A 25,200-nucleotide genomic window follows, 5' to 3' on the forward strand; every position below is an offset into this window, starting at 1 on the left:
GCCCCTGTCGCAAACGGCTCGCCAATCGCTTAGATAGGCCCCACCGTGGTCTTGGGAGACAGCCGTCGTCCCGGATACGGAATGCAAAACGTCTAGGCCGGAATGAAGCTTCTCGAAGTCTACATACTGCGCCGGATTTTTCAGATGTTCCTGGTGACGCTCCTGCCGGTGCTCACCATCATCTGGACGATCCAGGTGCTCGGACGCATCAACCTGGTCACGGATACGGGCCAGTCGATGGGCTCGTTCGCGACTTTGGCGACCTATATCCTGCCCACCATCATCCCCGTCGTCCTGCCGTTCGCGCTCGTCATTGGCATCACCCAGACGCTGACGGCGATGAACAACGATTCGGAGCTGCCGGTCATCGACGCGGCCGGCTCCTCGCGCAGCATCATCTACAAGCCGGTGCTGATGCTCGGCATCGCGCTCAGCCTGTTCTCGTTCATCATCACCAATTTCGTCGAGCCGCCGTCGCGCGTCGCCGCCCGCCAAATGGTCGCGGCCGCCTATGCCGACCTGCTCTCTTCCGTCATCGAGGAAAAAACGTTCCGCAGCATCGAGGACGGGCTCTATGTGCAGATCTCGGAGCGCCATTCCGGACGCGTGCTGAAGGGCCTCTTCGTCGTCGACTACCGCGACCCGAATTTCGACCTCATCTATTACGCCCGCGAAGGATCGATCGACGAGAGCGGCACCTCGCTCACCATGCGCGACGGCGAGGTGCACCGCAAATCCGCCGACGGGCGCATCTCGGTCATCCGCTTCGTCTCCTATGCCTTCGACCTTTCGGCCATGGCGAAATCCGAAGGCGGCCTGCCGCAATATTCGACCGACCGCAGCCTTGCTTTCCTCCTGAACCCGGACCCCAACGACCCGCTTTACCAGAAGTCGCCGGACGCCTATCGCGCCGAACTGCACCGCCGCCTCTCCGACTGGCTCTTCCCGATCACCTTCGCGCTCATCTCGCTGGTGATCGCCGGGAACACGCGCTCGCACCGGCAGACGCGGGTGCATCCGATGATCTACGCGCTGTTTGCCGCCTTCGCCATCCGCTGGCTCGGTTTTTCGGCCACCAACCTTGTGGAGCGGCATGCCGTTTATGTCGCGCTTCCCTATGCGGTGCCGGTCCTGAGCTCGCTCGTTGCCATCTTCATGCTCGCCACCAACCGGCAGTTCTCCATGCCCGCCTTCATCGCGCGGCGCATCTCCCGGGTGAATGCCGGCCTGCAGCGGCGCCTCGACGGCAGGGCCGCCTCTGGCCCCACCTCGCGCGGAGGTGCGGCATGATCTTTTCGACGCTCGGACGATATTTCTTCCGCCGCTACATCGCCACCGCCCTGTGGTTCATGCTCGGCGTCAGCGCCATCATCTTCCTCGCCGATTTCAGCGAGACGAGCCGGCGCATGTCGGGTTTCGTCGGATATACGGTGTGGGCTGGCCTGATGATGACGGCCATGCGCGTGCCGCTCATCCTGCAGCAGACCATCCCGACGCTCAGCCTCTTCATCGGCATGACGGTGCTGATCGCGCTCAACCGGCGTTACGAGCTGGTGGTGACCCGGGCCGCCGGCATCTCGGTCTGGCAGTTCGTTTCGCCCTTCGTGACCGGCGCCTTCCTGATCGGCCTCCTGACGCTTCTCGTCGTCAACCCGCTGGCCGCCTGGGGCCAGCGCGAATCCGCTTCCATGGAGGCGAGCTGGCGCGAGGCGAGCAACCGCGCGCGGTCCTCCAAATTCGTCCCGTGGATCCGCCAGATCAGCGGCGACGACGATACGATCATCGGCGCCAAGAGCTATCAGGACAACGGAACCTTCCTGATCGACGTCGTCCTGTTCCATTTCGACAAGGACGGTCGCGTCATCATGCGACAGGATGCCAAGACCGCAAAGTTGCAGGATGGTTACTGGCTTCTTAACGAGGTTCTGGAAAACCGGCCGGGCGAAATTCCGGTGCGTCGTGCAACAGCACAGGTTCGCACCAACTTGAAGCAGGAATATATTCAGGAGAGCGTGGCGCAGCCGGAAACTGTTGCGTTTTTTGATCTTTCCAGAAAAATCGAGGTGGGCAAATCGTTCGGAATATCCACCAAGGCACTCGAGACGCAGTATCATTCGCTGCTCTCCCTGCCGGTCCTGCTTGTGGCGATGACTCTCATTGCTGCAACAGTCTCGTTAAAATTCAGCCGGTTCGCCCAGTCCCGCTCTGTGATTCTGGGTGGAATAGTTTCCGGCTTCGTGCTTTATGTCGTGACGGTGCTTGTAAAGGCATTCGGGAGCAGCGGGGCGATTCCTCCCTTCGTGGCGGTCTGGATACCAGTCATCGTCGCGACGGCGTTGGGGGCGACTATTCTGCTTCATCAGGAGGATGGCTAGTGGCGGCAATCGACCGCAAAAACATAAGACGGCTCGCCGCCGCCCTGCTGACAGGTGTGTCTGTATGCGTAATCGGCGTATCGGCAACGACTGTGCATGCGCAGACGCCGGGACAGAGTCTGGTGCCCGCTCCGGCGGATGACGCGAAGCTTCTGCTGCGCGCCAACGAACTCGTCTACAATCAGGACGCCCAGAGGGTCACCGCGACCGGCGGCGTTCAACTGTACTACAACCGTTACCGCATGGTGGCTCAGCGCGTTCAGTACGACCAGAAGACCGGCCGCGTCATGGCGACCGGCAATATCGAACTGATCGAGCCGGGCGGAAACCGCGTCTACGCCCAGGAACTCGACGTCACCGACGATTTCGGCCAGGGCTTCATCAACGCGCTTCGCGTCGAGACGACCGACAATACCCGCCTTGCAGCGGAAAGCGCCGAACGCCAGACTGGCGACCTGATGGTGCTGAACAACAGCGTCTACACCGCCTGCCTGCCCTGCGCCACGAGACCGGGCAAGGCGCCGCTCTGGCAGGTGAAGGCCGAGCGTGTCGTTCGAAACGGTCAGACCCATACGATTCGCCTGGAAAATGCCCAGTTCGAACTGTTCGGCCTGCCGATCGGGCGCCTGCCTTTCGCGATCGAGGTGCCGGACGAGACGGTCGAACGCAAGTCCGGCCTGCTCTTCCCGCAGTTTTCGGCCAGCGACAATCTCGGCTTCGGCGTGACCGTCCCCTATTACCATGTCTTCTCGCCGAGCATGGACGCGACGATCAGCCCGACCTACTATTCCAACCAGGGACTGCTGCTGCAGGGTGAGGTTCGCAACCGTTTCGAGAACGGCGACCATACGTTCCGGTTTGCGGGCATCCAGCAGAACAACCCGGAATCCTTCGACCTCGGCACCAGCGACCGCGAAGCGGACCAGCGTTTCATGGCCGCTTCCAAGGGTGAATTCAACATCAATCCCCGCTGGACCTTCGGCTGGGATATCATGGCCCAGAGCGACAACAATTTCTCCCGGACCTACAACCTGACCGACGTCGACGACGACACGTTCACCAACGACGTCTACCTGACCGGTCTCGGGACACGGAACTATTTCGACCTGCACGCCTATTACTTCAACGTGCAGGACGATGCAGTGCGCAATACGCTCGAACAGCAGCAGGCGATCGTCTATCCGTCCCTCGACTACAGCTATTACGCACCGGAACCGATCCTCGGCGGCGAACTTCAGATCAACGCCAACCTTACCAATCTCTCGCGCCGCGAGGACGACTGGTATACGGAAGGCACGACCAACCGCTTCCCGGGCCTCGAAGGCAGCTATAGCCGCTTCACGGTCGAGGCGGAATGGAAGCGTACGTTCAACGCCGACGGCCTGCTCCTGACGCCGATCCTCGCCGCGCGCGGCGACGGCATCCGCCACACCGGCTCCAACACGCCCGCCTTCTATACCGGCAGCCTGGAGCCGGAAGGCAGCGACGGCCGCTACATGCTGACGGCCGGTCTCGAAGCCCGCTACCCGATCCTCATGACCTATGGCGACAGCAGCCACATCATCGAGCCGATCGCGCAGATCTTCATGCGCCCGGACGAGCAGATGGCCGGCGGCCTGCCCAACGAGGATGCCCAGAGCTTCGTCTTCGATGCGACCACGCTTTTCGAGCGCGACAAGTTCTCCGGCTTCGACCGCGTCGAAGGCGGCACGCGCGCCAATGTCGGCATCCGCTATACGGGTTCGTTCGCGAACGGCATCGGCGTCAGGAGCATCATCGGTCAGTCCTACCAGATTGCCGGCCGCAACTCCTTCGCGACCGACGACCTCGTGCATGCGGGCGCTGATTCGGGGCTCGAAACGCGGCGATCGGACTATGTCGCGATGGCAGCCATCGACCTGCCGCAAGGCTTCACGCTCGCTGCCAACACCCGTTTCGACGAAAAGACCTTCGCGGTGAAGCGCACCGACGCTTCCTTCGGCTACACGACGCCGCGCCTCTCCGGCACGCTCGTCTACACCCAGGTCGATCCGCAGGAAGAATACGGCTCCGACGAGGCGACCGACGTGCTGAAGCACTCGATGCGCTTCCGCATCAACGAGAACTGGGCGCTGGCCGGAACGGCAACCTGGGACCTTGCGGACAAGCAGGTCATCCGCCGCGGCATCGGCATCAGCTATGCGGACGAGTGCACCATCTTCACGCTCGCCTATACCGACAAGCCGCAGAGCACGGTTGCAAACGACTGGACCGTCAGCGCGCGCCTCAGCTTCCGCACGCTCGGCGATATCAATATCGGCTCCAATACCAAGGACTACGATCAGGATTACCAGTATCAGTAGCGGATGCCGGGGTTCGGCCCCGGTCCGCCGGGGCCATCGTCGTCATCGTTTCGCCGCAAGAATTGTGCAAGCGAGCGCAAATATAGTATGAGTAAGGCCGGACGGGCGGAGAGAACCGACCGGGGCGGGAAAGGAATTGGTACCATGTTTGCAATGACCGCAACGCGCAAACTGGCGCTCGCCGCGGCAGTATTGGCTGCTTCGGTCTTCGTCCAGCCGATCGCCCGCGAGGCCCAGGCCGCCAGCGAAATCGCAGCCGTCGTCAACAGGACGGCGATCACCTCGACCGATGTTGCCCGCCGCGCCGCCTTCCTGCGCCTGCAACGGCAGAAGGCCGACACCAAGAGCGCCCGCGAGGCGATGGTGGAGGAAATCCTGAAGCGCCAGGAAGTCGCCCGCCTGAAAATGTCGGTCTCGACCGATGACGTCGACAAGGCCTTCGAGCGCTTTGCCGCCGGCAACAAGATGAACCCGCAGCAGATGAGCCAGATCCTCGACCGGGCCGGCGTCGGGGTCGAGCACTTCAAGAACTATATCGCCGTGCAGATGAGCTGGCCGCGCCTCGTGAACGCCCGCTACGGTGGCGCCCGCGGCCGCATGTCGAATCAGGAACTCGTCACCCGCATGATGGAGAACAAGGAAAAGCCGGTCACGACCGAATATTTCCTGCAGCAGGTGATCTTCGTCGTGCCGTCGGCCAAGCGCAACGCGATCCTCGGCAAGCGGCAGAGTGAAGCCAATGCCGCACGCGGCAAGTTCCCGGGCTGCGAACAGTCCAAGCAGTTCGCAGCCGGTTACCTCGACGTCTCCGTCCGTGACCTCGGCCGCGTTCTGGCCCCTGAAATGCCGGCAGAATGGAAGCCGCTGATCGAGAAGACCCCCGCCAACGGCACGACCGCAACGCGCGTGACCGAGCGCGGCGTCGAGTTCCTGGCGATCTGCAACCAGCGGCAGGTTTCGGACGACCTCGCCGCCGAAGTGGTCTTCCGCGCTGAAGACCTCGGCAAGGAGCAGAAGGGCGGCCAGAACCCGAACGAAAAGAAATATCTCGACGAACTGCGGGGCAAAGCGGTAATCGAATATCGTTGATAGAGCATCTTCGGAGCATCCATGCCGCTTGATCGTCCTCTCGCTCTGACCCAGGGCGATCCCGCCGGCATCGGCCCCGAGATCACGCTTGCCGCCTGGGCGGAACGCCGTAAACACGACCTGCCCCCCTTCCTGTTTCTCGGCGATCCGGCCGTGCTGTCGGCCCGCGCGGCGATGATCGGCATCGACGTACCGATCCGCGAAGCCGATCCGCAACGCGCCATCTCCATCTTCGCGGATGCCTTGCCCGTCCTGCCGATCCCGGCCGGTGCGGAGGTCGCAGCCGGCGAGCCGCATGTGGCGACCGCCAAGGGAACGATCCGGGCGATCGAGACCGCCGTCTCGCTGTGCTTCGAGGGCAAGGTTGCCGGCGCCGTCACCAATCCGATCGCCAAATCCATCCTCTATCAGGCGGGCTTCGGTTTTCCGGGCCATACGGAGTTCCTCGCCGACCTGTCAGAGCGCGCCACTGGACGGAAATTCCTCCCGGTGATGATGCTGGCGGGCCCGAAACTTCGGGCCGTTCCGGTCACCATCCACATTCCGATCAAGGACGTCCCGGCAGCCCTCACGCCGGATCTGATCGCCGAGACCTGCCGTATCGTCCACCACGACCTCAAAACCCGCTTCGGAATCGAAAAGCCCCGCCTTGCGGTCGCAGGCCTCAACCCGCATGCGGGCGAAGATGGCGCGATCGGCAAGGAGGACCAGACGATCATCCATCCGGCGGTCTTCAAGCTGCGCGCCGAAGGCGTCCATGTCTTCGGTCCGCTGCCGGCCGACACGATGTTTCATGACGAGGCGCGTGCCCGCTACGACGTGGCGATCTGCATGTATCACGACCAGGCGCTGATCCCGGTCAAGGCGCTCGGCTTCGACACCTCGGTCAACGTGACGCTGGGCCTGCCCTTCATCCGCACCTCGCCCGATCACGGCACCGCCTTCGGCATTGCCGGCCAGGGGATTGCACGCGAGACCAGTCTCGTCGAGGCGGTCAGGCTGGCCGGCGACCTCGCCTCGAAAGCATTCGCCTGATGGCCACACTCGACGGCCTGCCGCCGCTGCGTGACGTGATCCAGCGTCACGGACTCGATGCGAAAAAGGCGCTCGGCCAGAATTTTCTGCTCGACCTCAACCTCACCCAGAAGATCGCCCGCAGCGCTGGTCCGCTCGAAGGCGTCACGGTCATCGAGGTTGGCCCCGGCCCCGGCGGCCTCACCCGCGCCATCCTGTCGCTCGGCGCCAGGAAGCTGATCGCCGTCGAACGCGACAGCCGCTGCCTTCCCGCGCTGGCGGAAATCGGCGAGCATTATCCCGATCGTCTCGAAGTCATCGAGGGCGACGCGCTGAAGGTCGACTTTGCGGCGCTGGCGCCGGAAGGACCCGTCAGGATCATCGCCAACCTGCCCTACAATGTCGGCACCCAGCTCCTCCTCAACTGGCTGCTCCCCGAAGACGGAAAATGGCCGCCGTTCTGGGAAAGCCTGACGCTGATGTTCCAGAAGGAAGTGGGCCTCAGGATCGTTGCCGACGAGGAAGACGACTATTACGGCCGCCTCGGCGTGCTCGCCGGCTGGAGAACCGATGCGAGGATGGTCTTCGACGTTCCCCCACAGGCCTTCACCCCGCCGCCCAAGGTCACCTCGACGGTCGTGCATCTGACGCCGCGCGAAAAACCCCTTCCTTGCGATGTGAACAAGCTGGAGCGCATTACCCACGCCGCCTTCGGCCAGCGCCGAAAAATGCTGCGTCAGAGCCTGAGGCCGCTCGGCGGAGAAACCCTGCTCGACAAGGCTGACATTGATCCGCAAAGGCGGGCCGAAACGCTGTCCGTGGAAGAATTTGTAAGGCTCGCGAACTGCCTTTGAGCGGCGGTGCGGTATCCCATAATAACTTCAGCCCGAAAAAGTTGTGTATCTTGATGCGGTTCAAAGCGCGGCCTCCTTAATCGCACAACCCATCCGGATTGGCAATCTGAACCTCCGTTAGTTCCTAATTTCACGTGGCCCGGAGCATCGGCTCAATACATTTCAGAGAAAAAATTCAACCGCACATAGCAAAAAGGCATCCCCTCCCTATTCTCCAACCCATAAGCCGCATGCTATCCGACCGAAATCATAAGTGGAAATCCTCTTGTCACAAGGCCTACGTATACCGTAGATCACGATGGTTATGAGGTGCGTTGGGTGGCCGGCATGACGATTGGAATTAAGCTCAAATTGGACAAAAGCATTTGGGGCATCCTCGGCTATATGCTGTTCGCTTTCATTCCTCTTTCGGCTGCAGCTGCGCCGACGGGGCCGTGTGAGGATTACGGTATTGGCGGCAACTCGACTATCGTGTGTAAGGTAGGATCTCAGGAATCTGAGGATTCATTCCTCCAGCGGAACATATTCAGATATTTTTTCTCAGGCTACGCTCAGCAGGGTAACGACAGTATTCTTATCGATGGCGGTAAAATCAGCTATTCTTCCGGAATATATACCCTGCCCCCACCTTATATTACGCCTTATGTCCCAATCGATGGATCGATCCAAACTCTTCAGGGTGACGATATCGTTGAAATAACAGCCGGTAGTGTTGGCGCTGAACGGGACACGTTCGGCCTTGGGCGCAGCAGGGTTGATTTTCGACTTGGGGAGGGGAACGACACCTTCACGATTTCGGGTGGGCAAATGTATGGGGACGTCCTAGGTGAAGCGGGAGACGATAGGTTCTTGACCACCGGCGGCACGTTCGTAGGTGAAATCAATGGAGGCACCGGGAACGATACCGTTACCTTATCGGGCGGTTCCGTCACCGGAAACCTCGTCGCAAAGACTGTGAAACTCTTCGGCGGAACACTGAAGGGGGATGTGTCGGGTCTCATCAACGGGACACTTGAGATCAACGACAGCCGACTTGCCGATCCCCTCCGATTTGGCGACCATGTCTCATTTTCCGGCGTCAATGCCGTGGGCAATATCACGAACACTCACTTGGATGCGTCAGGCTTCAGCCAGACTTTCGACGGCTTTTTTACGCTTTCTCTCGTAAATTCAACCACACTTTTAACCAGCGATCAGCGCGTCGACGGCATGAGCCTGTTTAACGGATCGACTCTGTTTGTTCGCGGACAACAAACGATAAACTCTCAGGCCGTCGGGGGATTAGGTACGCTTTCGCTGGTCAACTCAAATTTGAATATGATCAATGGTGTTGCGAATGATCAGTTGACCGTCGGCGGTCTTACCTTGAACAATGCGAATATCCTCATTGACTACGATCCGACCGGTGGCTCAGTTGACAGCCTTGTCGTAGATCCAACCGCAGGCCTTGGCGTGACTGTATCGAACGCCAACAGGATCTACGTCAACTTGCTGGGTACGCCGGTTCTGAATGAGGCGATGGAAGTCTCGATCATCAAATTCCCCGCTGGAATTGATCCCGCCTCTTTCTCGATCGAAGGCATTATGGGTGCGCCTTCAGGCCTCTACGACTATACTATCATTAGCGGGGATGATGGTGATCTGCTGTTGCGTGCTGCGCCCACCTCCAAACCGTTGGCAGCCCCTATTCCGATATCCAATTCAGCCGCTCTTGCAGTATCCCTGAACCAGTTGAACGATGTGACGGCAACCAATGCAACGAGTATCCTCGGCCTTTCATCCAGAGCCGGATCGCGAGCTGGATCACCGTTCCTTCTATTCGCGACAGGGCAGGTTGCAAGAACGCATTATGACGGCTTCAAGGTTACCGGAACATCCGACATTGCACCGTCGTTTTCGAGTACGGAGTTTTCCGCTGCGGCAAGTGTCGATTTCAACATGTCGGAGTATTTGAGCCTTGACCAAGAATTCGGCCTGAACATCGGCGTCTTTGGGGGCTACGCAACCAGTAACGTCGATCTGGGTTCGTATCTCGGCTATGCGACCGCCGGATCCGCATTTAACAAAAGCGCACTTTTTGGTTCTTACGGTCTCCTGAAAAAAGGAAATGATTACCTCATCGTATCAGGTATCGGCATCTTGGGAGAAACCGACGTCAGGAATAGTCTGCTTGGTTCATCTGGTTCCTACGATACGCGAGGAATGGCTCTCACGGCATCCGTCGGTCATATTTTCGCTCTCACGGATGAGGTACGCTTTGACCTTCGTGGCGGGATATTGGGTGCTAAGCTTACTGGAGACGCTTATACCGACAATATCGGCGTTCAATACAGTAAGTCGACCTTGTCTTTCGGCGGCGTGAAATTTGAGCCGGGCATATACGCTAATTACATGCTGGAAAATAGTGTTGCCATCACTCCGTATCTGCGCGCCGAATTTCAGCAGCTTTTCGCATACAAGAACAACTCGAAAACCGGAGGCAAGAATTATGAGTATGACGTCCCAACCTTCAGCACAGTATTGTCTGCCGGCATGAACGTCATCGTTTCTGACAGCTTGACAGTAAATGGTGAAATCAGGGCGAAGACATCGGGCGGCGGCAATTCGATTGCGGGTAAGTTTGGCTTGAAGATTTCCTTTTAGAGCTGCGTGGCTTCCATTCGTGCATAGCCTTTAAAGCTCCCCGTTGAAATTTCGGTCATTGCGGCAGCAGGTTATAGTCTCCCTTGTTTGAAGTTGGTCTCCCACCGATGGTCTATGTTAGACCATGACGAGTACGAGCGGATGTCCTTGCCGCCCGTATCCGCCTCACAAGGCCGCCGATGCCAACAATCAACAGCTAAATTACGCGGGAAGCCGACATGCTGGGAGCCTCTGCACCGGGTTTTCGACTCTAAAGCGCCGGCTCTTCCGTCAGCAGGCTCTCAACGAAGTCGAACAGCCCATGGCGGCGGTCGCGGCGGATACGTTCGGCGCCGACGATGTGGCCGACGGAGCGGAAGGCGTTGTCGAGGTCGTCGTTGACGATGACATAGTCATACTCGCGCCAGTGTTCGATCTCGGCGCGCGAATTCAGGAGCCGGGTGCGGATCACCTCTTCCGAGTCCTCCGCACGCCGGTGCAGGCGTGATTGCAGCTCGGTCATGGTCGGCGGCAGGACGAAGATCGACACGACGTCGGCCTTCATCTTTTCCTGCAGCTGGCGAGCGCCCTGCCAGTCGATGTCGAACAGCATGTCGCGGCCCTCGGCCATGGCAGCCTCCACCGGTTCGCGCGGCGTGCCGTAGAAATTGCCGTGCACCTCGGCCCATTCCAGAAGCTCGTCAGCGACACGCATGCGCTCGAACTGGGCAATGGTGACGAAGTGATAATGCTTGCCGGCAATCTCGCTCGGACGGCGCTGGCGCGTCGTGACGCTGACCGAGATTCCGAGGCTCGGATCGGCCTCCAGGAGGTTGCGGGCGATCGTCGATTTGCCGGCGCCGGAGGGCGAAGAGAGAACCAGCATCAGCCCGCGCCGGGCAATGTTCGCGGGCGAGGATGAAGGTGCCGGGCTCATAAACCTACTCCAGATTCTGGACCTGTTCGCGGAACTGGTCGATGACCACTTTCAATTCGATACCGGCTGCCGTTACCGCAGCGGAATTCGATTTGGAACAGATGGTATTCGATTCCCGGTTAAATTCCTGTGCAAGAAAATCGAGCCGGCGCCCGACTGGGCCTCCCTTGTCGATCAGTTCGCCGGCAGCCGTCACATGCGCCTTCAACCGGTCGATCTCCTCGCGCAGGTCCGCCTTGGTGGCGAGCAGCGCCGCTTCCGCGTGCAGCCGGTCGCGATCGAGCGCCGGTGCGTCCTGAAGGAGCGCCGCCATCTGGGCCGAGAGCCGGCGGACGATCTCCTCCGGGCTGCGGGACGGGTCCGCCTCGACGAGCAGCGCCAGCTCGGCGATCCGGGCGATCTGGCCCTTCAGCACGTCGGCAAGGGCCGCTCCCTCGCCTTCCCGCATGTGCTGGAGATGGCGCAGCGCCTCTTCGAGCCCGGAAAGGATGGCGGCATCACGGACCGCAATAGTCGCCTCGTCCTCTTCCGGTTCGCGGATATCGACGAGCCCGCGGATGCCCATCAGGGTATCGAGCCGCAACGGCGAAGGGTCGACGAGATCGCCGAGTTCCGCACGCAGCGCCATGACGGCCGCAAGCGCGTCACGGTTCAAAACCGCCTCGACCCTGGTTTCGGTGACGGTCAGACTGAGGCTCGCCTGGAGATTGCCGCGGGAGAATTTTTCCGAGACCAGACGTCGGACATCCGGCTCCAGCCGCTCGAAGCCCGGCGGCAGGCGCAGGCGGATGTCGAGGCCCTTGCCGTTCACCGAACGCAGTTCCCAGGCAAAACGGTTGCGCCCGCTCACCCCTTCACTCCGGGCGAACCCGGTCATGGACTGCAAGGTCATCGGCGTCTCCAGAGCGTATTCAGGGCATGTTGGCGATAGAAGAAGGCGACGCGGTCAATTGCCCTTGGGCGGCTTTTCCGCCTCGTCGCCGTCCGGCTGGCCGTCCACGACTTCCGGATTGGCGGCCCGCTCGGACTCCATCCGGCGCCAGCGGCGCACATTGGCATTGTGTTCGTCGAGCGTCGCGGCGAAGACGTGACCGCCCGTCCCGTCGGCCACGAAATAGAGGTCCTTGGTGCGCCAGGGATTGGCGACCGCCTCCAGCGCCGCACGGCCCGGATTGGAGATCGGCGTCGGCGGCAGGCCCTTGATCTGATAGGTGTTATAGGGCGTCGGCTTGGCGAGGTCGGATTTGAAGATCGGCCGGTCGGAAGGCTTTCCCTCGCCGCCGAAAATGCCGTAGACGATGGTCGGGTCGGATTGCAGCCGCATGCCCCGCTGCAACCGGTTGATGAAGACGGACGCCACATGGGCGCGTTCGTCTTCCTTGCCCGTCTCCTTCTCGACGATCGAGGCGAGCACGACGAATTCCTCCTTCGTCTTGATCGGCAGATCGGGGTCGCGGCGCTCCCAGATCTGGTCGACCAGCTTCTGCTGCGCGACGCGCATCTGCTGGATAATGTCCGCCCGCTTGCTGCCGCGCGAAAACTTGTAGGTGTCCGGGCGCAGGCTGCCTTCCCTCGGTACTTCGGAAGGCAGATCGCCCTCCAGCACCGTGTCTTCGGCAAGCCGCAGCATCATCTGCCGGACCGTCAAACCTTCGGGCATGGATATCGAATGAAGGATCGACTTTCCCGATTCGAGGAGGCTTGCGATCTCCTGCATCGAGGCATGCGCCTTGATCTCGTATTCACCGGCCTTCAGGCTGCGGCGGTTGGCGCGCTCGCCGCCGAAATAACCGAGCTGGGCGGCGGTGACATACTGGAAAATGCGCGGATCGGCGTCGATGATCTCGTTGCGCCGCAGGTTGTTGGCGATCTCCTCGAGGCCGGCGCCTTCGCGCACGACGAAATTGGTATTGGCCGTCAGCGGACCCGGCTTCTGGTAGGAAGACAGGGCGTAATAGAACAAGCCCCCTCCAACGAGGCAGATCGCCACGACCATCGTCATCACGAAATTCAGGAAGATGACAACCTGGCTGCGCGCCTTCTTCGAGCGCCGTGGCGGATCCGGAACGCGTTCGGGTTTCAAGGCTTCGTTCGGCGACTTCGGAATGATCGGCCCCCTGCCATTGCCGGGCGGCAGGTCGCTCACATGACTGCTATCACTCAACCGCGCCCCCTAAGCACCCGGGATTTCGACACTCAAGACTTAGATCGCTGTTTGGCCAAGCAATGCGGCAAAAAACAGGTTCGGAAGATGATACGGACTCGGGTCATGCCGAGTCCAGCCGGTATGATCACGCTTCGTAGCGGCGCAGGACGAGCGAGGCGTTGGTTCCCCCGAAACCGAAGGAATTGGAAAGCGCCACGTTGATCTCCCGCTTGCGCGCCTTGTGCGGCACGAGGTCGATCGCCGTCTCGACATCGGGATTGTCGAGGTTCAATGTCGGCGGCGCGACGTTGTCGCGGATGGCAAGCGCCGAGAAGATCGCCTCGACCGCGCCGGCGGCACCGAGAAGGTGACCGATCGCCGACTTGGTGGACGACATGGAGATCTTCGAGGCGGCATTGCCGACGAGACGCTCGACCGCGCCGAGCTCGATCGTGTCGGCCATGGTCGAGGTGCCGTGGGCGTTGATGTAGTCGATGTCGGAGGCCGCAAGGCCGGCACGCTTCAGCGCCGCCGTCATGCAGCGGAACGCGCCGTCGCCGTCCTCCGAGGGAGCGGTGATGTGGAAGGCGTCGCCGGAAAGCCCGTAACCCACTACTTCCGCATAGATCTTGGCGCCGCGGGCTTTGGCGTGTTCCAGCTCTTCCAGAACCACGATGCCGGCGCCCTCGCCCATGACGAAACCGTCGCGGTTGCGGTCATAGGGGCGCGAGGCTTTCTGCGGATCGTCGTTGTGCTGGGTCGACAGCGCCTTGCAGGCGGCAAAGCCGGCAAGCGAGATGCGGCAGATCGGCGATTCCGCGCCGCCCGCCACCATGACGTCCGCATCACCGAAGGCGATCATCCGGGCCGCGTCGCCGATCGCATGGGCACCGGTGGAACAGGCGGTGACGACGGCATGGTTCGGACCGCGCAGCTTGTGGCGGATCGACACCTGGCCGGAAACGAGATTGATCAGCCGGCCGGGAATGAAAAAGGGCGAGATGCGGCGAGGCCCCTTGTCGCGCAGCGTATAACCTGCCTCAACGATGCCTTCGAGGCCGCCGATGCCCGATCCGATCAGCACGCCGGTGGCGACCTGGTCCTCGTCGGTCTGAGGATGCCAGCCGGCATCGTCGAGCGCCATGTCGGCGGCGGCCACGCCGTAGATGATGAAGGGATCGACCTTGCGCTGTTCCTTCGGCTCCATCCACTGGTCCACGTTGAACGTGCCATCGGAACCGTCCCCGACGGGAATGCGGCAGGCGATCTTGGCGGGAAGGTCCTCGACTTCGAATTCGGTTACCAGACGTGCAGCGTTTTCGCCGGCGAGCAGCCGTTGCCAGCTCACTTCCGTTCCACATCCGAGAGGAGATACCATGCCGGTACCGGTGATAACGACCCGTCTCATCGCCAGCGCCCCACCCTGTAAGCTTTCATGTTCTTATTGCTGAAACGGCCCGAACAAGCGGGCCGTTGTCGGGATCTGCCTTCAAGGCTTCCCAGATTTTGGGGTCGATCAGGCCTGGGCCTTCTCGATGAACTTCACCGCATCGCCGACGGTCAGAATGGAATCGGCCGCATCGTCCGGGATCTCGACGCCGAATTCCTCTTCGAAAGCCATGACCAGTTCGACGGTGTCGAGCGAGTCCGCGCCGAGATCGTCGATGAAGCTTGCGCCTTCGACGACTTTGTCGGCATCGACGCCGAGATGGTCAATAACAATTTTCTTCACGCGTTCTGCGATATCGCTCATGTCGGTTTCCTCGACCTTTGTCTTAATCGAATGCCCGAATGGCATCCGCATCCTGTTAAAACCAGCAACCGCCGCCTCTACGGCACCGATGCCGGCAAACCCGTTCTCCCCTTGTCAGGTTCCGGTCCCATCGCGCTCACGCAATATGACGGCCTGCATCTCAGGGTGACTATTTCACAGTCATGGCCCGCTTAACATGGTTTCCGTGTCGAGCAAAGCCAGAATTTGTTCCCTCGCACCGCCGCCAACAGCCGATTGCAACGGAGTTTTGAAGAACCACGGAGATAACCCCCGCGGCGGCTCAGATCATCGCCATGCCGCCGTTGACGTGGATGGTCTGGCCGGTGACGTAACCCGCCTCGCTGGACGCAAGATAGAGCACGGCTGCGGCGATGTCCGCGCCGGCGCCCATCCGCTTCATTGGAATGGCGCCGAGGATCGCTTCCTTCTGCTTGTCGTTGAGCTTGCCGGTCATGGCGCTCTCGATGAAGCCTGGAGCGACGCAATTGACCGTCACGTTGCGGGTGGCGATCTCCTGGGCGAGCGACTTGGAGAAGCCGATCATGCCGGCCTTCGAAGCGCAATAGTTCGCCTGGCCCGGATTGCCGGTGACGCCGACGACCGAGGTGATGTTGATGATGCGGCCGTAACGCCGGCGCATCATCGGATGGGTGAGCTCGCGGGTCAGGCGGAAAACCGCCGTCAGGTTCACTTCGATGACCGAGTCCCAGTCCGCATCGCTCATGCGCACGAACAGGCCGTCCTTGGTGATGCCGGCATTGTTGACGAGGATATCGACGCCTTCCAACTCGGCTTCCGCCTTCTCGCCGAGCGCCTTCACCTCGTCGCGGTCCGACAGGTTGGCCGGGAAAATCTTGACGCGGTCGCCGAGTTCGGCAGCCAGCGCTTCGAGCTTCTCCACGCGCGTGCCGTGCAGGCCGACGATGGCGCCCTGCTTGTGCAGCATGCGGGCGATCTCTTCGCCGAGCCCGCCGGTTGCGCCCGTCACCAGTGCCTTGCGGCCGGTCAAATTAAACATAGTCGTTTTCCTCTTTCAGATGGAGCGAATAGCAAGTAGCGAATAGATTTTTATCGCATCATCGCAGGTTCTTTCTATTCGCTACTCCCTATTCGCTATTCGCTTTTCCCGATCAGCCGAGCAGAGCGGCGAGCGCCGTCTCGATATCGGCCGGGCTGTTGACGGCAATGCCGGACATATTCTTGTCGATGCGGCGGGCAAGGCCGGTCAGCACTTTTCCCGAGCCGATCTCGTAAAGGGTCGCGATGCCGTTGGCGCCGAACCACTCCACGGTTTCCCGCCAGCGGACCTGGCCCGTCACCTGGGTGACGAGCAGCTTGGCGATCTCGTCCGCATCGAAAACCGGCACGGCGCGCACGTTTGCGACAACCGGCACGACCGGGTTCTTCTTTTCCACCTTGTCGAGCGCATGGCGCATGGCGTCGGCGGCCGGCGCCATCAGGTCGCTGTGGAAGGGTGCGGAAACCGGCAGCATGATCGCTCGCTTGGCGCCCTTTTCGGTCGCAAGTGCCGCCGCTTTCTCGACCGCCGGCTTGGAGCCGGAAATCACGAGCTGGCCGCCGCCGTTGTCGTTGGCGATCTGGCAGACGCCCTCCGCACGCGCCTCGACGCAGACCGCATCGACGTCGCCGTGTTCAAGGCCGATGATCGCCGCCATCGCCCCCTGCCCGACCGGAACCGCCGACTGCATGGCATCGCCGCGGATGCGCAACAGCCGCGCCGTATCGGCGAGCGAGAACGTGCCGGCGGCGCAGAGCGCCGAATATTCGCCGAGCGAATGGCCGGCGACGAAGGAAACCTTGTCGGCGAGCTGCAGGCCGCGCGCTTCGAGCACCCGGATCGCCGCCATCGACACTGCCATTAAAGCCGGCTGGGCGTTCGCGGTCAGCGTCAGCGTCTCTTCGGGGCCGTTCCACATGATGTCGGAAAGCTTCTGGCCGAGTGCCTCGTCGACTTCCTCGAAGACGGCGCGGGCTTCAGGAAAGGCGTCGGCGAGATCCCTGCCCATGCCGACAGCCTGGCTGCCCTGGCCGGGAAAGGTGAATGCGATGCTCGATTGCGTGGCTGCTGGGGTCGCCATGGGGATGGTTCCTTCCCTTAGTTTTGCCCTTCCATTCACATTTGAGCTTGCCGAGTCAAGGGTCGCCCTCGTCGTACGGCCTTTGAAACGGCCGGCTTTTGTCTATTGCACTGCGGCAGATCCGGCTTAAAGTCCCGCCGGCTTTTCAGGACGGGATCATTTACATGCAATACAAGACTTTGGGCCGCACGGGCTTTTCCGTGTCGGAAATCTGCCTCGGCACCATGACCTGGGGTACGCAGAACACGGAAGCGGAGGCTCACGAGCAGATGGACCACGCTTTTGAAAACGGCATCAACTTCGTCGATACGGCGGAACTCTATCCCACCACGCCGGCAGGTCCCGCCACCTATGGCCGGACCGAGGAGATCGTCGGCACCTGGCTCAACAAGAATCCAGCCAAACGCAAGGATCTGATCCTCGCCTCCAAGATCGCCGGCGGCGGCCGCCCGCATATCCGCGAAGGACGCGGCATCGAGGCCGAAACCATTCGCCTGGCCGTCGATGCCAGTCTCAAGCGCCTCCAGACCGACTATCTGGATCTCTACCAGATCCACTGGCCGAACCGCGGCCACTATCATTTCCGCAATTCCTGGACCTACGATCCTTCGACGCAGGATACGGAGAAGGCGGCAGCGGGCATTCTCGAAATTCTCGACACCGTGGGCGGCCTCGTCGGGGAAGGCAAGCTGCGCACCGTCGGGCTTTCGAACGAAACCGCATGGGGCACGATGCAATATCTCCGTCTTGCGGAAGAAAAGGGCCTGCCGCGCGTCGCCTCGATCCAGAACGAATACAACCTCCTCTATCGGCAATTCGATCTCGATCTCGCCGAAGTCGCCCATCACGAGGATGTCGGGCTGCTCGCCTATTCGCCGCTCGCTGCCGGCCTGCTCACCGGCAAATACCAGAACGGCGCCCGTCCTGCCGGTTCGCGTGCGACGATCAACACGGATCTCGGCGGCCGCATGACCCCGTATCAGGAGCCGGCGGTCAGGGACTATCTCGCCGTCGCCGCCAGGCACGGCCTCGACCCCGCCCGGATGGCGATCGCCTTCTGCCTTTCCCGCCCCTTCATGACCGCGGCGATAATAGGCGCGACGAGCATGGAGCAGCTGAAGAACAGCATGGCCGCGGCAGAACTCAAGCTTTCCGAGGACGTCATGAAGGACATCGCCGCCGTCCACCGCCAGTGGCCCATGGCGCTGTGAGATGACGAAGCGGAGACCGGCACATATCTTATATATGTCTCATGCATAAGAAATGTGTCGTTGGTCGCAGCCATGCGGCAAGGACAGACATATCGACAATCCGTCGGCTTCGCGCACCCACCCCTTGCCTTTCCCCCAAAAATCCGTATAAGGCGCGCTGTTCGAAACATCCGGTCTTCTGGCTGGTGGCTGAACGGAGGGCAGGTTCGCGAAAGCAAACCGCAGGGGCCAAAGGGTCCAAGCCTCCCGTGTCTCCGCTCTCGACCGTCTCGATACAACACTTTTCTTGCCTCGGGTTTTCCCGTTCAGGAGCAGTCGTTGAGGCTTAGCCGCCGAGGTCCGGGTTAGACAACCGCAAGAAAAGGCAAAGCTTACATGGCTCTTTACGAACACGTATTCCTTGCCCGGCAAGATATGTCCGCTCAGCAGGTTGATGCCCTCGTCGAACAGTACAAGGGCGTCATCGAAGCTAACGGCGGCAAGGTCGGGCGCATCGAAAACTGGGGCTTGAAGTCCCTCACCTACCGCATCAAGAAGAACCGCAAGGCTCATTACGCCCTGATGGACATCGATGCACCGGCTCCGGCCGTGCATGAGATGGAACGCCAGATGCGCATCAACGAAGACGTTCTCCGCTACATGACGATCGCCGTCGAGAAGCACGAAGAAGGTCCGTCGGCGATGATGCAGAAGCGCGACCGCGACGACCGTCCGCGCCGTGATGGCGACGACCGTCCGCCGCGCCGCGAATTCGGCGACCGTCCGCCGCGCCGCGACGGCGAATTCCAGCGTGCCCCCCGCCCGGACCGTGGTCCGCGCGAAGACCGTGCGTAATCGAGCCTAAGGAGAAAACACCATGGCTGACGTATCCTCCGCTCCGGCACGCCGCCCGTTCCATCGCCGCCGCAAGACCTGCCCGTTCTCGGGCGCCAATGCGCCGAAGATCGACTACAAGGACGTACGCCTCCTGCAGCGCTACATTTCCGAGCGCGGCAAGATCGTTCCGTCGCGCATCACGGCTGTCTCCCAGAAGAAGCAGCGCGAACTCGCCCAGGCGATCAAGCGCGCCCGCTTCCTCGGCCTGCTGCCCTACGTGCTGGCTTAATTTGAAAGCGCGGACCCGCTGATCAAGAGTCGGCGGGTCTATCTCCCTTCCGCGATGGGCGCGGATCGGAACCTTGAAAACCCCATGTTGGGGATGAAGTGCCTGAGACCCGGATTCAGGACTGATCCCCTAACTGCTTGATGAAGCAGGACAGCGAGACCGTGACGACGAAAACTCAGACCGTGCTGCCCACCGGCATCCTTGCCGGCATTGCCGCCACCCTGCTGACGCTGGGTGCGAATGCGCAGCCGTCTCTCGCTTTCGTGCTTTACGCCGCCTCCTCGCTGCCAATCTTCATCGCCGGCCTGGGCTGGGGAAATCGAGCTGCGATCGTCGGGATCGTGACGGCCGCAATCCTGGGCGCCGTTCTGATGCATTCGGTCTATTTTGCTCTTACAACGGCGATCTTCACTCTCATCCCGGCGGGCTGGCTTTCGCATCTGGCCAATCTCGCCCGTCCGGCCTCCGAACTCGGCGGGCCTGACAACCTGATGGCGTGGTATCCGATCTCGGACATCCTGCTGCATCTCTGCGCCTTGGTGACCGTCGCAATGATCGCGTTGGGCGTTGCCGTCGATTACGGCCCAGAACTCATGGACCGCGTGATCGAGGCTATCATGGCGTCGATGAGAACCCAGGAGCCGGCCGCCATTCCAGACCCGGCCGGCGTGGAGAGGATCAAGGAGCTCTTTCTGCTGGCCGTTCCACTGGTTCAAGGCGGCATGTGGGTGCTGCTGCTGTTTGCCGCCTTCTACATCGCGGTCAGGATCGTCTCCCGCTCCGGCCGGGCTCTGCGTCCGCGCGAGGACATGCCGTCCGCGTTGCGCATGAACCGGCACGCCATCTTCATCTTTCTTGCCGGCATTCTGCTCATGTTCGTGGGCGGCATTCCGGCGATGATCGGCGCGACCATTTGCGGCACGTTCGGCGCCGGCTTCCTGATGGCGGGCTTCGCGTCCATCCATTTCCGCAGCCAGGGCAAGGACTGGCGCGTTCCGGTGCTGATCCTCTGCTATCTCTCGTCGATGCTGACCTTGCCGGCAATCGGCATCCTGATCCTCGGCCTCGTCGACACGCGGCGGACAATCGCGCTGACGCCGCTGAAAACGCCGGCTAATCCCAATGCCAATCCCAACGAAAACAACAATTGACTGATCGAAAGGAAACCTAACCATGCAAGTCATTCTGCTTGAACGTGTGCCGAAGCTCGGCCAGATGGGCGAAACCGTGAAGGTTCGCGACGGCTTTGCCCGCAACTTCCTGCTGCCGCAGGGCAAGGCGTTGCGCGCCAACGAAGCCAACAAGAAGCGTTTCGAAGCCGAGCGCGCCACGCTCGAAGCCCGTAACCTCGAGCGCAAGGGCGAAGCCCAGAAGGTTGCCGAAGTTCTCGACGGCAAGTCCTTCATCATGGTTCGCGCCGCCGGCGAAACCGGCCAGCTCTACGGCTCGGTCGCTGCCCGCGATATCGTCGAGGCGCTTGCCGCCGAAGGCTTCAACGTCGGCCGCAACCAGGTCGACCTCAACACGCCGATCAAGGAAATCGGCCTGCACAAGGTCGTCCTGCACCTGCACTCGGAAGTCGAGATCTCTATCGAACTGAACGTCGCCCGTTCGCCGGAAGAAGCCGAGCGTCAGGCCAAGGGCGAAAGCCTGACCTCCGTCGACGCCATCTACGGCGTGGACGAAGATGCGCTCCGTCCGGAAGATTTCTTCGATCCGGAAGCCGACCGCGACCTCGACAACGAATAATCGTCGCCTCACCGGTTGTCCCGAAGCGCCCGGCCCTCAAGGCCGGGCGCTTTTTTGTCGTTTTTGTGTATAGAATGAAGCCGGCCCGGGCGACTCGCGGCCAGGCGAAGTCAAACGGATTCCGCGTTTCACTGCGTTTTTTGTTCCAGCCACACGGGCGGCTCTGTGGATAGCTGTGGGAATCGCTTTTGCAGTATCGCCAGGTCGCGCGAGCCTCTAGAACCGAAAGCTTGACCTGAGAGGACGGATAAGAAGACCATGAACGACGCCGTGCGCAAACTCGCCAACATCCAGCCGGCCGAGCCGCATTACCGCGAGGCACCGAACAATATCGAGGCCGAACAGGCCCTGCTCGGCGCCATCCTGGTCAACAACGATGCCTATTACCGCGTCTCCGATTTCCTGAAGCCCGTCCACCTCTACGAACCGCTGCACCGCAGGATCTTCGAAGTCGCCGGTGATATCATCCGCATGGGCAAGACCGCCCATCCGGTCACCGTCAAGACCTTCATCGCGGAGGAGAAGGTCGGCGACATGACCGTGGCGCAGTATCTCGCCCGTCTCGCCGCCGAAGCCGTGTCGATCATCAACGCCGAGGATTACGGCCGGGCGATCTACGATCTGGCGCTTCGCCGGGCGCTGATCACCATCGGCGAGGATATGGTCAACATCGCTTATGACGCGCCGCTCGACATGCCGCCGCAGACGCAGATCGAAGATACCGAACGCCGGCTCTTCGAACTTGCCGAAACCGGTCGCTACGACGGCGGCTTCCAGTCGTTCAATGACGCCGTGGCGCTGGCGATCGACATGGCGGGCGCCGCCTTTGAGCGCGACGGACATCTTTCCGGCATTTCGACCGGCATCATGTCGCTGGACGCCAAGATGGGCGGCCTGCAGCGCTCCGACTTGATCGTGCTTGCCGGACGCCCCGGCATGGGCAAGACTTCGCTCGCCACCAACATCGCCTATAACATCGCCGCCGCCTACGAGCCGGAAGTGCAGCCGGACGGTACGTTCAAGGCGAAGAACGGCGGCGTCGTGGGCTTCTATTCATTGGAAATGTCTGCCGAACAGCTCGCCACCCGCATCATCTCCGAGCAGACGGAAGTCTCCTCGTCGAAGATCCGCCGCGGCGACATCACCGAGGCGGATTTCGAAAAGCTCGTCGCCTGCTCGCAGATGATGCAGAAGGTGCCGCTGTTCATCGACCAGACCGGCGGTATCTCGATCGCTCAGCTTTCCGCTCGGGCCCGCCGCCTGAAGCGCCAGCGCGGCCTCGACTGCCTGGTGGTCGACTATATCCAGCTGATGACGGGGGCGGGCAAATCCGGCGACAACCGCGTACAGGAAATCACCCAGATCACCACCGGCCTCAAGGCCCTCGGTAAGGAATTGAACGTGCCGATCATCGCGCTCTCCCAGCTTTCCCGCCAAGTGGAAAGCCGCGACGATAAGCGCCCGCAACTCTCCGACCTGCGCGAATCGGGCTCGATCGAGCAGGACGCCGACGTGGTGCTCTTCGTGTTCCGCGAGGAGTATTACGTGAAGAACATGGAGCCCCGCGACATTTCCGATCCGAAATACCCGGAATGGGAAGCGCATATGGACAAGGTGAAGGGCACGGCGGACGTGATCATCGCCAAACAGCGCCACGGACCGACCGGCACCGTCAAGCTCGCCTTCCAATCCGAATACACACGCTTCGCGGATTTGGCCGACCCGAGCTTCACGCAGTACGAAGAACATTGAAAGTCCAAGCGATTTGACAGGGCGCCTTCATGTTGGCATAATCGCCAACATGAAGGCGCAGTTGCTTTATCGAACTAAAAGCGTGCTGTCGGATGGAGCCATTCTGGAAATGGTTATCTGGAAAATTCTGCAGCCTCTATTAGGCAGCTTGCATAACTATAAATATAGTCTGTTCTACGGCTATCCTGGACAACGCGTCATTGGTTACGACAACGAAAGAGGTAAAGGCGATCATAGACATATCCGTGGTCACGAAGAAGCGTATGGTTTTTCGACGATCGAGAAACTCATTGATGATTTTCTGAGAGACGTGAATGTGAGGAGGCAGCGCCGACGATGACTACCGCCACGATCACAATTCAACGCAATGACGATGCGGCCTTACGGCAAGCAGCAGAAGGATTTGTTACGGCCTGGAAAACCGGAAAGCCTCAAGACCATGTATTCAGCTTCTCTTCGCCCGAACAGCTCTTCACGGTGCTCACACCTAAACGCTGGACCTTGATAGAGACCTTGCAAAAGCTTGGCCCTTCCACCTATCGCACTCTTGCGGCAGCACTTTCCCGCGACGTGAAACGGGTCCACGAGGATACTGCCGTACTGATCGAATGGGGGCTGGTCGAGGTCAATGAAAACGACCGTATCCATGTGCCCTATGAGGTGATCCATGCGGATTTCGACCTTCGTAGCGTGGCCTGATCTTTCAGCCTCAGTCAAGCCGTCGACCAGGCTCCCCGCTCCCTATTAGCGGGGATCGCAAGCCTTCTCAACGGCGCGCAGGCACTGCCCGGTAGGCTTCCCGGCCGGCAACCCAGGTGCGGCGCACGGCAGGCGCGCCACCTTCCGGCCATTCGACCAGCACCAGGTCGGCTCTTGTCCCGATTTCGATCGCGCCGCGGTCGTCGAGCCCGCAGGCGCGGGCCGGATTGCCCGACACGAGCGGCCAGAGCGCATGGAGCGGTCCGACGCCATCCGCCTTCAGCCGCGCCAGGCCGAGCAGCATGGCCGGGTAATAATAGTCCGAAGCGAGAATGTCGCAGAGGCCTTCGCGGATCATGTCGGCTGCACCGATCGAGGCCAAGTGGCTGCCGCCGCGGGCGGCATTCGGCGAACCGAGGACGATGAAGTCGCCGGCATCGCGGGCGGCCTGCGCCACTCGCCGGTTCATCGGAAATTCGCTGATGCCTGCACCGCGGGCGCGGTAGAAATCGCGGGCTTCGATCTGGCTGTCGTCATGGGAGAACATCGGCGCACCCACCGCCCGGCCGAGCGCCGCCACTTCCTCGATCGCCGCCGGCACCTGCGGCCGGCGTCCCCACATGTCGCGGATCATTGACACCATGTCCGGCACCGGGATCTTTGCCCGCTTGGCGCGCTCGGCCGTCTTTGCGGCAAATTCGGGCGTTTCCGGATCGACCACCGGAAAGGCCGGATCGTGGTCGAACGGCCGCTCCTGCAATGAGACGGACGGATCAAGCATGATCATCGACGTGTGATCGTTGAACGCGATCGAAGGCAGGCGGGGACCGGACAGCGCCTCGCGGATCAGGTCGATCGCCTCGAAGCAGAAGGTTTCCCAGCGCAATTGCACGCGATTGTCCACCGTCAGCCGCGGGGCGAGCGCGTCGAGCGCGGAGACAACGGCGCGGCCGTTTTCCACCGATCGGAGGCCCGGCTCCCAGCTCAGCGTCAGGGCATGGTAGGCCGTCGCGATGCCGTTCGCCGCAAGCTGGCGGTCCGTATCGAGCAGGGCTGCGGCGACCGGCAGCATGGTGCCCGGCCGCGGCATGAGCTGCCGCTCGAAGGCGTCGCCATGGATATCCACGAAGGCCGGCGCCAGGATATGGCCGCGGCCGTCGACGACGTCCGCCCCGTCCCGCGCACCGTCGATCGCCGTGATCCAGCCGTCTTCGAGTCGCACGGAAGCGTGCGCCAGGCGGTCGCCGAAAACCACGGCCGCCCCCTCGATCACAATTGCCGAATTGTTCTGCATCGGCCCATCCATAAAACATCGTATAAAAAGAAGAGGCGCAGCAGCCGTATCCCCTGACCGGCCGCGCGCCATCCGGCGCTTTTAGCCAGCCGATGTGACAGATTTGAGAAGGGTCCTGTGGACGTGGCGCCGGATAAT

The 25,200-nt window shown here is 61.3% G+C and carries 23 protein-coding genes; 15 read left to right on the plus strand and 8 right to left on the minus strand.

Annotated features, from left to right (window positions below):
• Positions 1-102 precede the first annotated feature (102 nt).
• From lptF to DMO26_RS21380, 7 genes are all read left to right on the plus strand, one after another.
• Positions 103-1,290 carry an LPS export ABC transporter permease LptF gene (gene lptF / locus DMO26_RS21350; RefSeq protein WP_117194170.1) on the plus strand — a complete coding sequence of 396 codons (1,188 nt, stop codon included), beginning with the start codon at positions 103-105 and terminating at the stop codon, positions 1,288-1,290.
• Positions 1,287-2,375 (plus strand): LPS export ABC transporter permease LptG, encoded by a 1,089-nt coding sequence (gene lptG / locus DMO26_RS21355; protein ID WP_117194171.1) that lies wholly within the window; start codon positions 1,287-1,289, stop codon positions 2,373-2,375. The genes lptF and lptG overlap by 4 nt, the downstream gene beginning before the upstream one ends.
• Positions 2,375-4,717, plus strand: a complete 2,343-nt coding sequence (locus DMO26_RS21360) for an LPS-assembly protein LptD (protein WP_117194172.1) — start codon at positions 2,375-2,377, stop codon at positions 4,715-4,717. Before lptG ends, DMO26_RS21360 begins: the two co-directional genes overlap by 1 nt.
• A gap of 144 nt (positions 4,718-4,861) precedes the next feature.
• Positions 4,862-5,806 carry a SurA N-terminal domain-containing protein gene (locus DMO26_RS21365; protein ID WP_117194173.1) on the plus strand — a complete coding sequence of 315 codons (945 nt, stop codon included), beginning with the start codon at positions 4,862-4,864 and terminating at the stop codon, positions 5,804-5,806.
• A 21-nt stretch (positions 5,807-5,827) separates the two neighbouring features.
• Positions 5,828-6,841, plus strand: coding sequence for a 4-hydroxythreonine-4-phosphate dehydrogenase PdxA (pdxA, locus tag DMO26_RS21370; RefSeq protein ID WP_117194174.1), 1,014 nt, complete (start codon positions 5,828-5,830; stop codon positions 6,839-6,841).
• Positions 6,841-7,674 carry a 16S rRNA (adenine(1518)-N(6)/adenine(1519)-N(6))-dimethyltransferase RsmA gene (rsmA, locus tag DMO26_RS21375; RefSeq protein ID WP_117194175.1) on the plus strand — a complete coding sequence of 278 codons (834 nt, stop codon included), beginning with the start codon at positions 6,841-6,843 and terminating at the stop codon, positions 7,672-7,674. The genes pdxA and rsmA overlap by 1 nt, the downstream gene beginning before the upstream one ends.
• 318 nt (positions 7,675-7,992) lie before the next feature.
• On the plus strand, positions 7,993-10,317 hold the full coding sequence (locus tag DMO26_RS21380; protein ID WP_162895010.1) for a hypothetical protein: 2,325 nt from the start codon (positions 7,993-7,995) through the stop codon (positions 10,315-10,317).
• A 250-nt stretch (positions 10,318-10,567) separates the two neighbouring features.
• Here DMO26_RS21380 and gmk read toward each other — a convergent pair whose 3' ends face one another.
• The 7 genes from gmk to fabD form a co-directional block, all read right to left on the minus strand.
• Positions 10,568-11,233, minus strand: a complete 666-nt coding sequence (gmk, locus tag DMO26_RS21385) for a guanylate kinase (RefSeq protein ID WP_117194177.1) — start codon at positions 11,231-11,233, stop codon at positions 10,568-10,570.
• A 4-nt stretch (positions 11,234-11,237) separates the two neighbouring features.
• Positions 11,238-12,125, minus strand: coding sequence for a YicC/YloC family endoribonuclease (locus DMO26_RS21390; protein ID WP_117194178.1), 888 nt, complete (start codon positions 12,123-12,125; stop codon positions 11,238-11,240).
• 54 nt (positions 12,126-12,179) lie between these two features.
• Positions 12,180-13,397 (minus strand): endolytic transglycosylase MltG, encoded by a 1,218-nt coding sequence (mltG, locus tag DMO26_RS21395; RefSeq protein WP_117194179.1) that lies wholly within the window; start codon positions 13,395-13,397, stop codon positions 12,180-12,182.
• A 127-nt stretch (positions 13,398-13,524) separates the two neighbouring features.
• A complete protein-coding gene (gene fabF, locus DMO26_RS21400) occupies positions 13,525-14,787 on the minus strand; it encodes a beta-ketoacyl-ACP synthase II (protein WP_117194180.1) in 1,263 nt (420 codons plus the stop codon).
• Between the two features lie 108 nt (positions 14,788-14,895).
• The gene (locus DMO26_RS21405; protein WP_003502080.1) at positions 14,896-15,132 is read right to left on the minus strand and encodes an acyl carrier protein; all 237 of its coding nucleotides are present in this window, start codon (positions 15,130-15,132) and stop codon (positions 14,896-14,898) included.
• A gap of 301 nt (positions 15,133-15,433) precedes the next feature.
• The gene (fabG, locus tag DMO26_RS21410) at positions 15,434-16,171 is read right to left on the minus strand and encodes a 3-oxoacyl-[acyl-carrier-protein] reductase (protein WP_117194181.1); all 738 of its coding nucleotides are present in this window, start codon (positions 16,169-16,171) and stop codon (positions 15,434-15,436) included.
• Between the two features lie 112 nt (positions 16,172-16,283).
• Positions 16,284-17,252 carry an ACP S-malonyltransferase gene (gene fabD, locus DMO26_RS21415; RefSeq protein WP_117194182.1) on the minus strand — a complete coding sequence of 323 codons (969 nt, stop codon included), beginning with the start codon at positions 17,250-17,252 and terminating at the stop codon, positions 16,284-16,286.
• 164 nt (positions 17,253-17,416) lie between these two features.
• On the opposite strand from fabD, the gene DMO26_RS21420 reads away from it, so the two are divergent.
• The 8 genes from DMO26_RS21420 (at position 17,417) to DMO26_RS21455 (ending at position 23,768) form a co-directional block, all read left to right on the plus strand.
• A complete protein-coding gene (locus DMO26_RS21420) occupies positions 17,417-18,463 on the plus strand; it encodes an aldo/keto reductase (RefSeq protein ID WP_117194183.1) in 1,047 nt (348 codons plus the stop codon).
• Between the two features lie 375 nt (positions 18,464-18,838).
• The gene (gene rpsF / locus DMO26_RS21425; protein WP_117194184.1) at positions 18,839-19,297 is read left to right on the plus strand and encodes a 30S ribosomal protein S6; all 459 of its coding nucleotides are present in this window, start codon (positions 18,839-18,841) and stop codon (positions 19,295-19,297) included.
• Between the two features lie 22 nt (positions 19,298-19,319).
• Complete coding sequence (gene rpsR / locus DMO26_RS21430) at positions 19,320-19,568, plus strand: 30S ribosomal protein S18 (RefSeq protein ID WP_117194185.1); 249 nt, start codon at positions 19,320-19,322, stop codon at positions 19,566-19,568.
• A 140-nt stretch (positions 19,569-19,708) separates the two neighbouring features.
• Positions 19,709-20,719, plus strand: a complete 1,011-nt coding sequence (locus DMO26_RS21435; RefSeq protein WP_117194186.1) for a DUF2232 domain-containing protein — start codon at positions 19,709-19,711, stop codon at positions 20,717-20,719.
• A gap of 22 nt (positions 20,720-20,741) precedes the next feature.
• On the plus strand, positions 20,742-21,317 hold the full coding sequence (gene rplI, locus DMO26_RS21440; RefSeq protein ID WP_117194187.1) for a 50S ribosomal protein L9: 576 nt from the start codon (positions 20,742-20,744) through the stop codon (positions 21,315-21,317).
• A gap of 258 nt (positions 21,318-21,575) precedes the next feature.
• On the plus strand, positions 21,576-23,069 hold the full coding sequence (locus DMO26_RS21445) for a replicative DNA helicase (RefSeq protein WP_117194188.1): 1,494 nt from the start codon (positions 21,576-21,578) through the stop codon (positions 23,067-23,069).
• 49 nt (positions 23,070-23,118) lie between these two features.
• Positions 23,119-23,409 (plus strand): toxin-antitoxin system TumE family protein, encoded by a 291-nt coding sequence (locus tag DMO26_RS21450; RefSeq protein WP_205421249.1) that lies wholly within the window; start codon positions 23,119-23,121, stop codon positions 23,407-23,409.
• Complete coding sequence (locus DMO26_RS21455) at positions 23,406-23,768, plus strand: HVO_A0114 family putative DNA-binding protein (protein WP_117194189.1); 363 nt, start codon at positions 23,406-23,408, stop codon at positions 23,766-23,768. The genes DMO26_RS21450 and DMO26_RS21455 overlap by 4 nt, the downstream gene beginning before the upstream one ends.
• Before the next feature lie 67 nt (positions 23,769-23,835).
• Here the strand turns inward: DMO26_RS21455 and DMO26_RS21460 are convergent, their stop codons facing one another.
• On the minus strand, positions 23,836-25,062 hold the full coding sequence (locus DMO26_RS21460) for an alpha-D-ribose 1-methylphosphonate 5-triphosphate diphosphatase (RefSeq protein WP_117194190.1): 1,227 nt from the start codon (positions 25,060-25,062) through the stop codon (positions 23,836-23,838).
• Positions 25,063-25,200: the final 138 nt, after the last annotated feature.

This window comes from Rhizobium terrae (assembly GCF_003425685.1).
Taxonomy (GTDB): Bacteria; Pseudomonadota; Alphaproteobacteria; order Rhizobiales; family Rhizobiaceae; genus Neorhizobium; species Neorhizobium terrae.

Bases quoted from the DNA above. Each gene is read 5' to 3' on its own strand.
- lptF (WP_117194170.1), top strand. From the start codon at position 103: ATGAAGCTTCTCGAAGTCTACATACTGCGCCGGATTTTTCAGATGTTC.
- lptG (WP_117194171.1), top strand. From the start codon at position 1,287: ATGATCTTTTCGACGCTCGGACGATATTTCTTCCGCCGCTACATCGCC.
- DMO26_RS21365 (WP_117194173.1), top strand. From the start codon at position 4,862: ATGTTTGCAATGACCGCAACGCGCAAACTGGCGCTCGCCGCGGCAGTA.
- pdxA (WP_117194174.1), top strand. From the start codon at position 5,828: ATGCCGCTTGATCGTCCTCTCGCTCTGACCCAGGGCGATCCCGCCGGC.
- rsmA (WP_117194175.1), top strand. From the start codon at position 6,841: ATGGCCACACTCGACGGCCTGCCGCCGCTGCGTGACGTGATCCAGCGT.
- gmk (WP_117194177.1), bottom strand. From the start codon at position 11,233: ATGAGCCCGGCACCTTCATCCTCGCCCGCGAACATTGCCCGGCGCGGG.
- DMO26_RS21390 (WP_117194178.1), bottom strand. From the start codon at position 12,125: ATGACCTTGCAGTCCATGACCGGGTTCGCCCGGAGTGAAGGGGTGAGC.
- fabF (WP_117194180.1), bottom strand. From the start codon at position 14,787: ATGAGACGGGTCGTTATCACCGGTACCGGCATGGTATCTCCTCTCGGA.
- DMO26_RS21405 (WP_003502080.1), bottom strand. From the start codon at position 15,132: ATGAGCGATATCGCAGAACGCGTGAAGAAAATTGTTATTGACCATCTC.
- fabG (WP_117194181.1), bottom strand. From the start codon at position 16,171: ATGTTTAATTTGACCGGCCGCAAGGCACTGGTGACGGGCGCAACCGGC.
- fabD (WP_117194182.1), bottom strand. From the start codon at position 17,252: ATGGCGACCCCAGCAGCCACGCAATCGAGCATCGCATTCACCTTTCCC.
- DMO26_RS21420 (WP_117194183.1), top strand. From the start codon at position 17,417: ATGCAATACAAGACTTTGGGCCGCACGGGCTTTTCCGTGTCGGAAATC.
- rpsF (WP_117194184.1), top strand. From the start codon at position 18,839: ATGGCTCTTTACGAACACGTATTCCTTGCCCGGCAAGATATGTCCGCT.
- rpsR (WP_117194185.1), top strand. From the start codon at position 19,320: ATGGCTGACGTATCCTCCGCTCCGGCACGCCGCCCGTTCCATCGCCGC.
- DMO26_RS21435 (WP_117194186.1), top strand. From the start codon at position 19,709: ATGAAGCAGGACAGCGAGACCGTGACGACGAAAACTCAGACCGTGCTG.
- rplI (WP_117194187.1), top strand. From the start codon at position 20,742: ATGCAAGTCATTCTGCTTGAACGTGTGCCGAAGCTCGGCCAGATGGGC.
- DMO26_RS21445 (WP_117194188.1), top strand. From the start codon at position 21,576: ATGAACGACGCCGTGCGCAAACTCGCCAACATCCAGCCGGCCGAGCCG.
- DMO26_RS21450 (WP_205421249.1), top strand. From the start codon at position 23,119: ATGAAGGCGCAGTTGCTTTATCGAACTAAAAGCGTGCTGTCGGATGGA.
- DMO26_RS21455 (WP_117194189.1), top strand. From the start codon at position 23,406: ATGACTACCGCCACGATCACAATTCAACGCAATGACGATGCGGCCTTA.
- DMO26_RS21460 (WP_117194190.1), bottom strand. From the start codon at position 25,062: ATGCAGAACAATTCGGCAATTGTGATCGAGGGGGCGGCCGTGGTTTTC.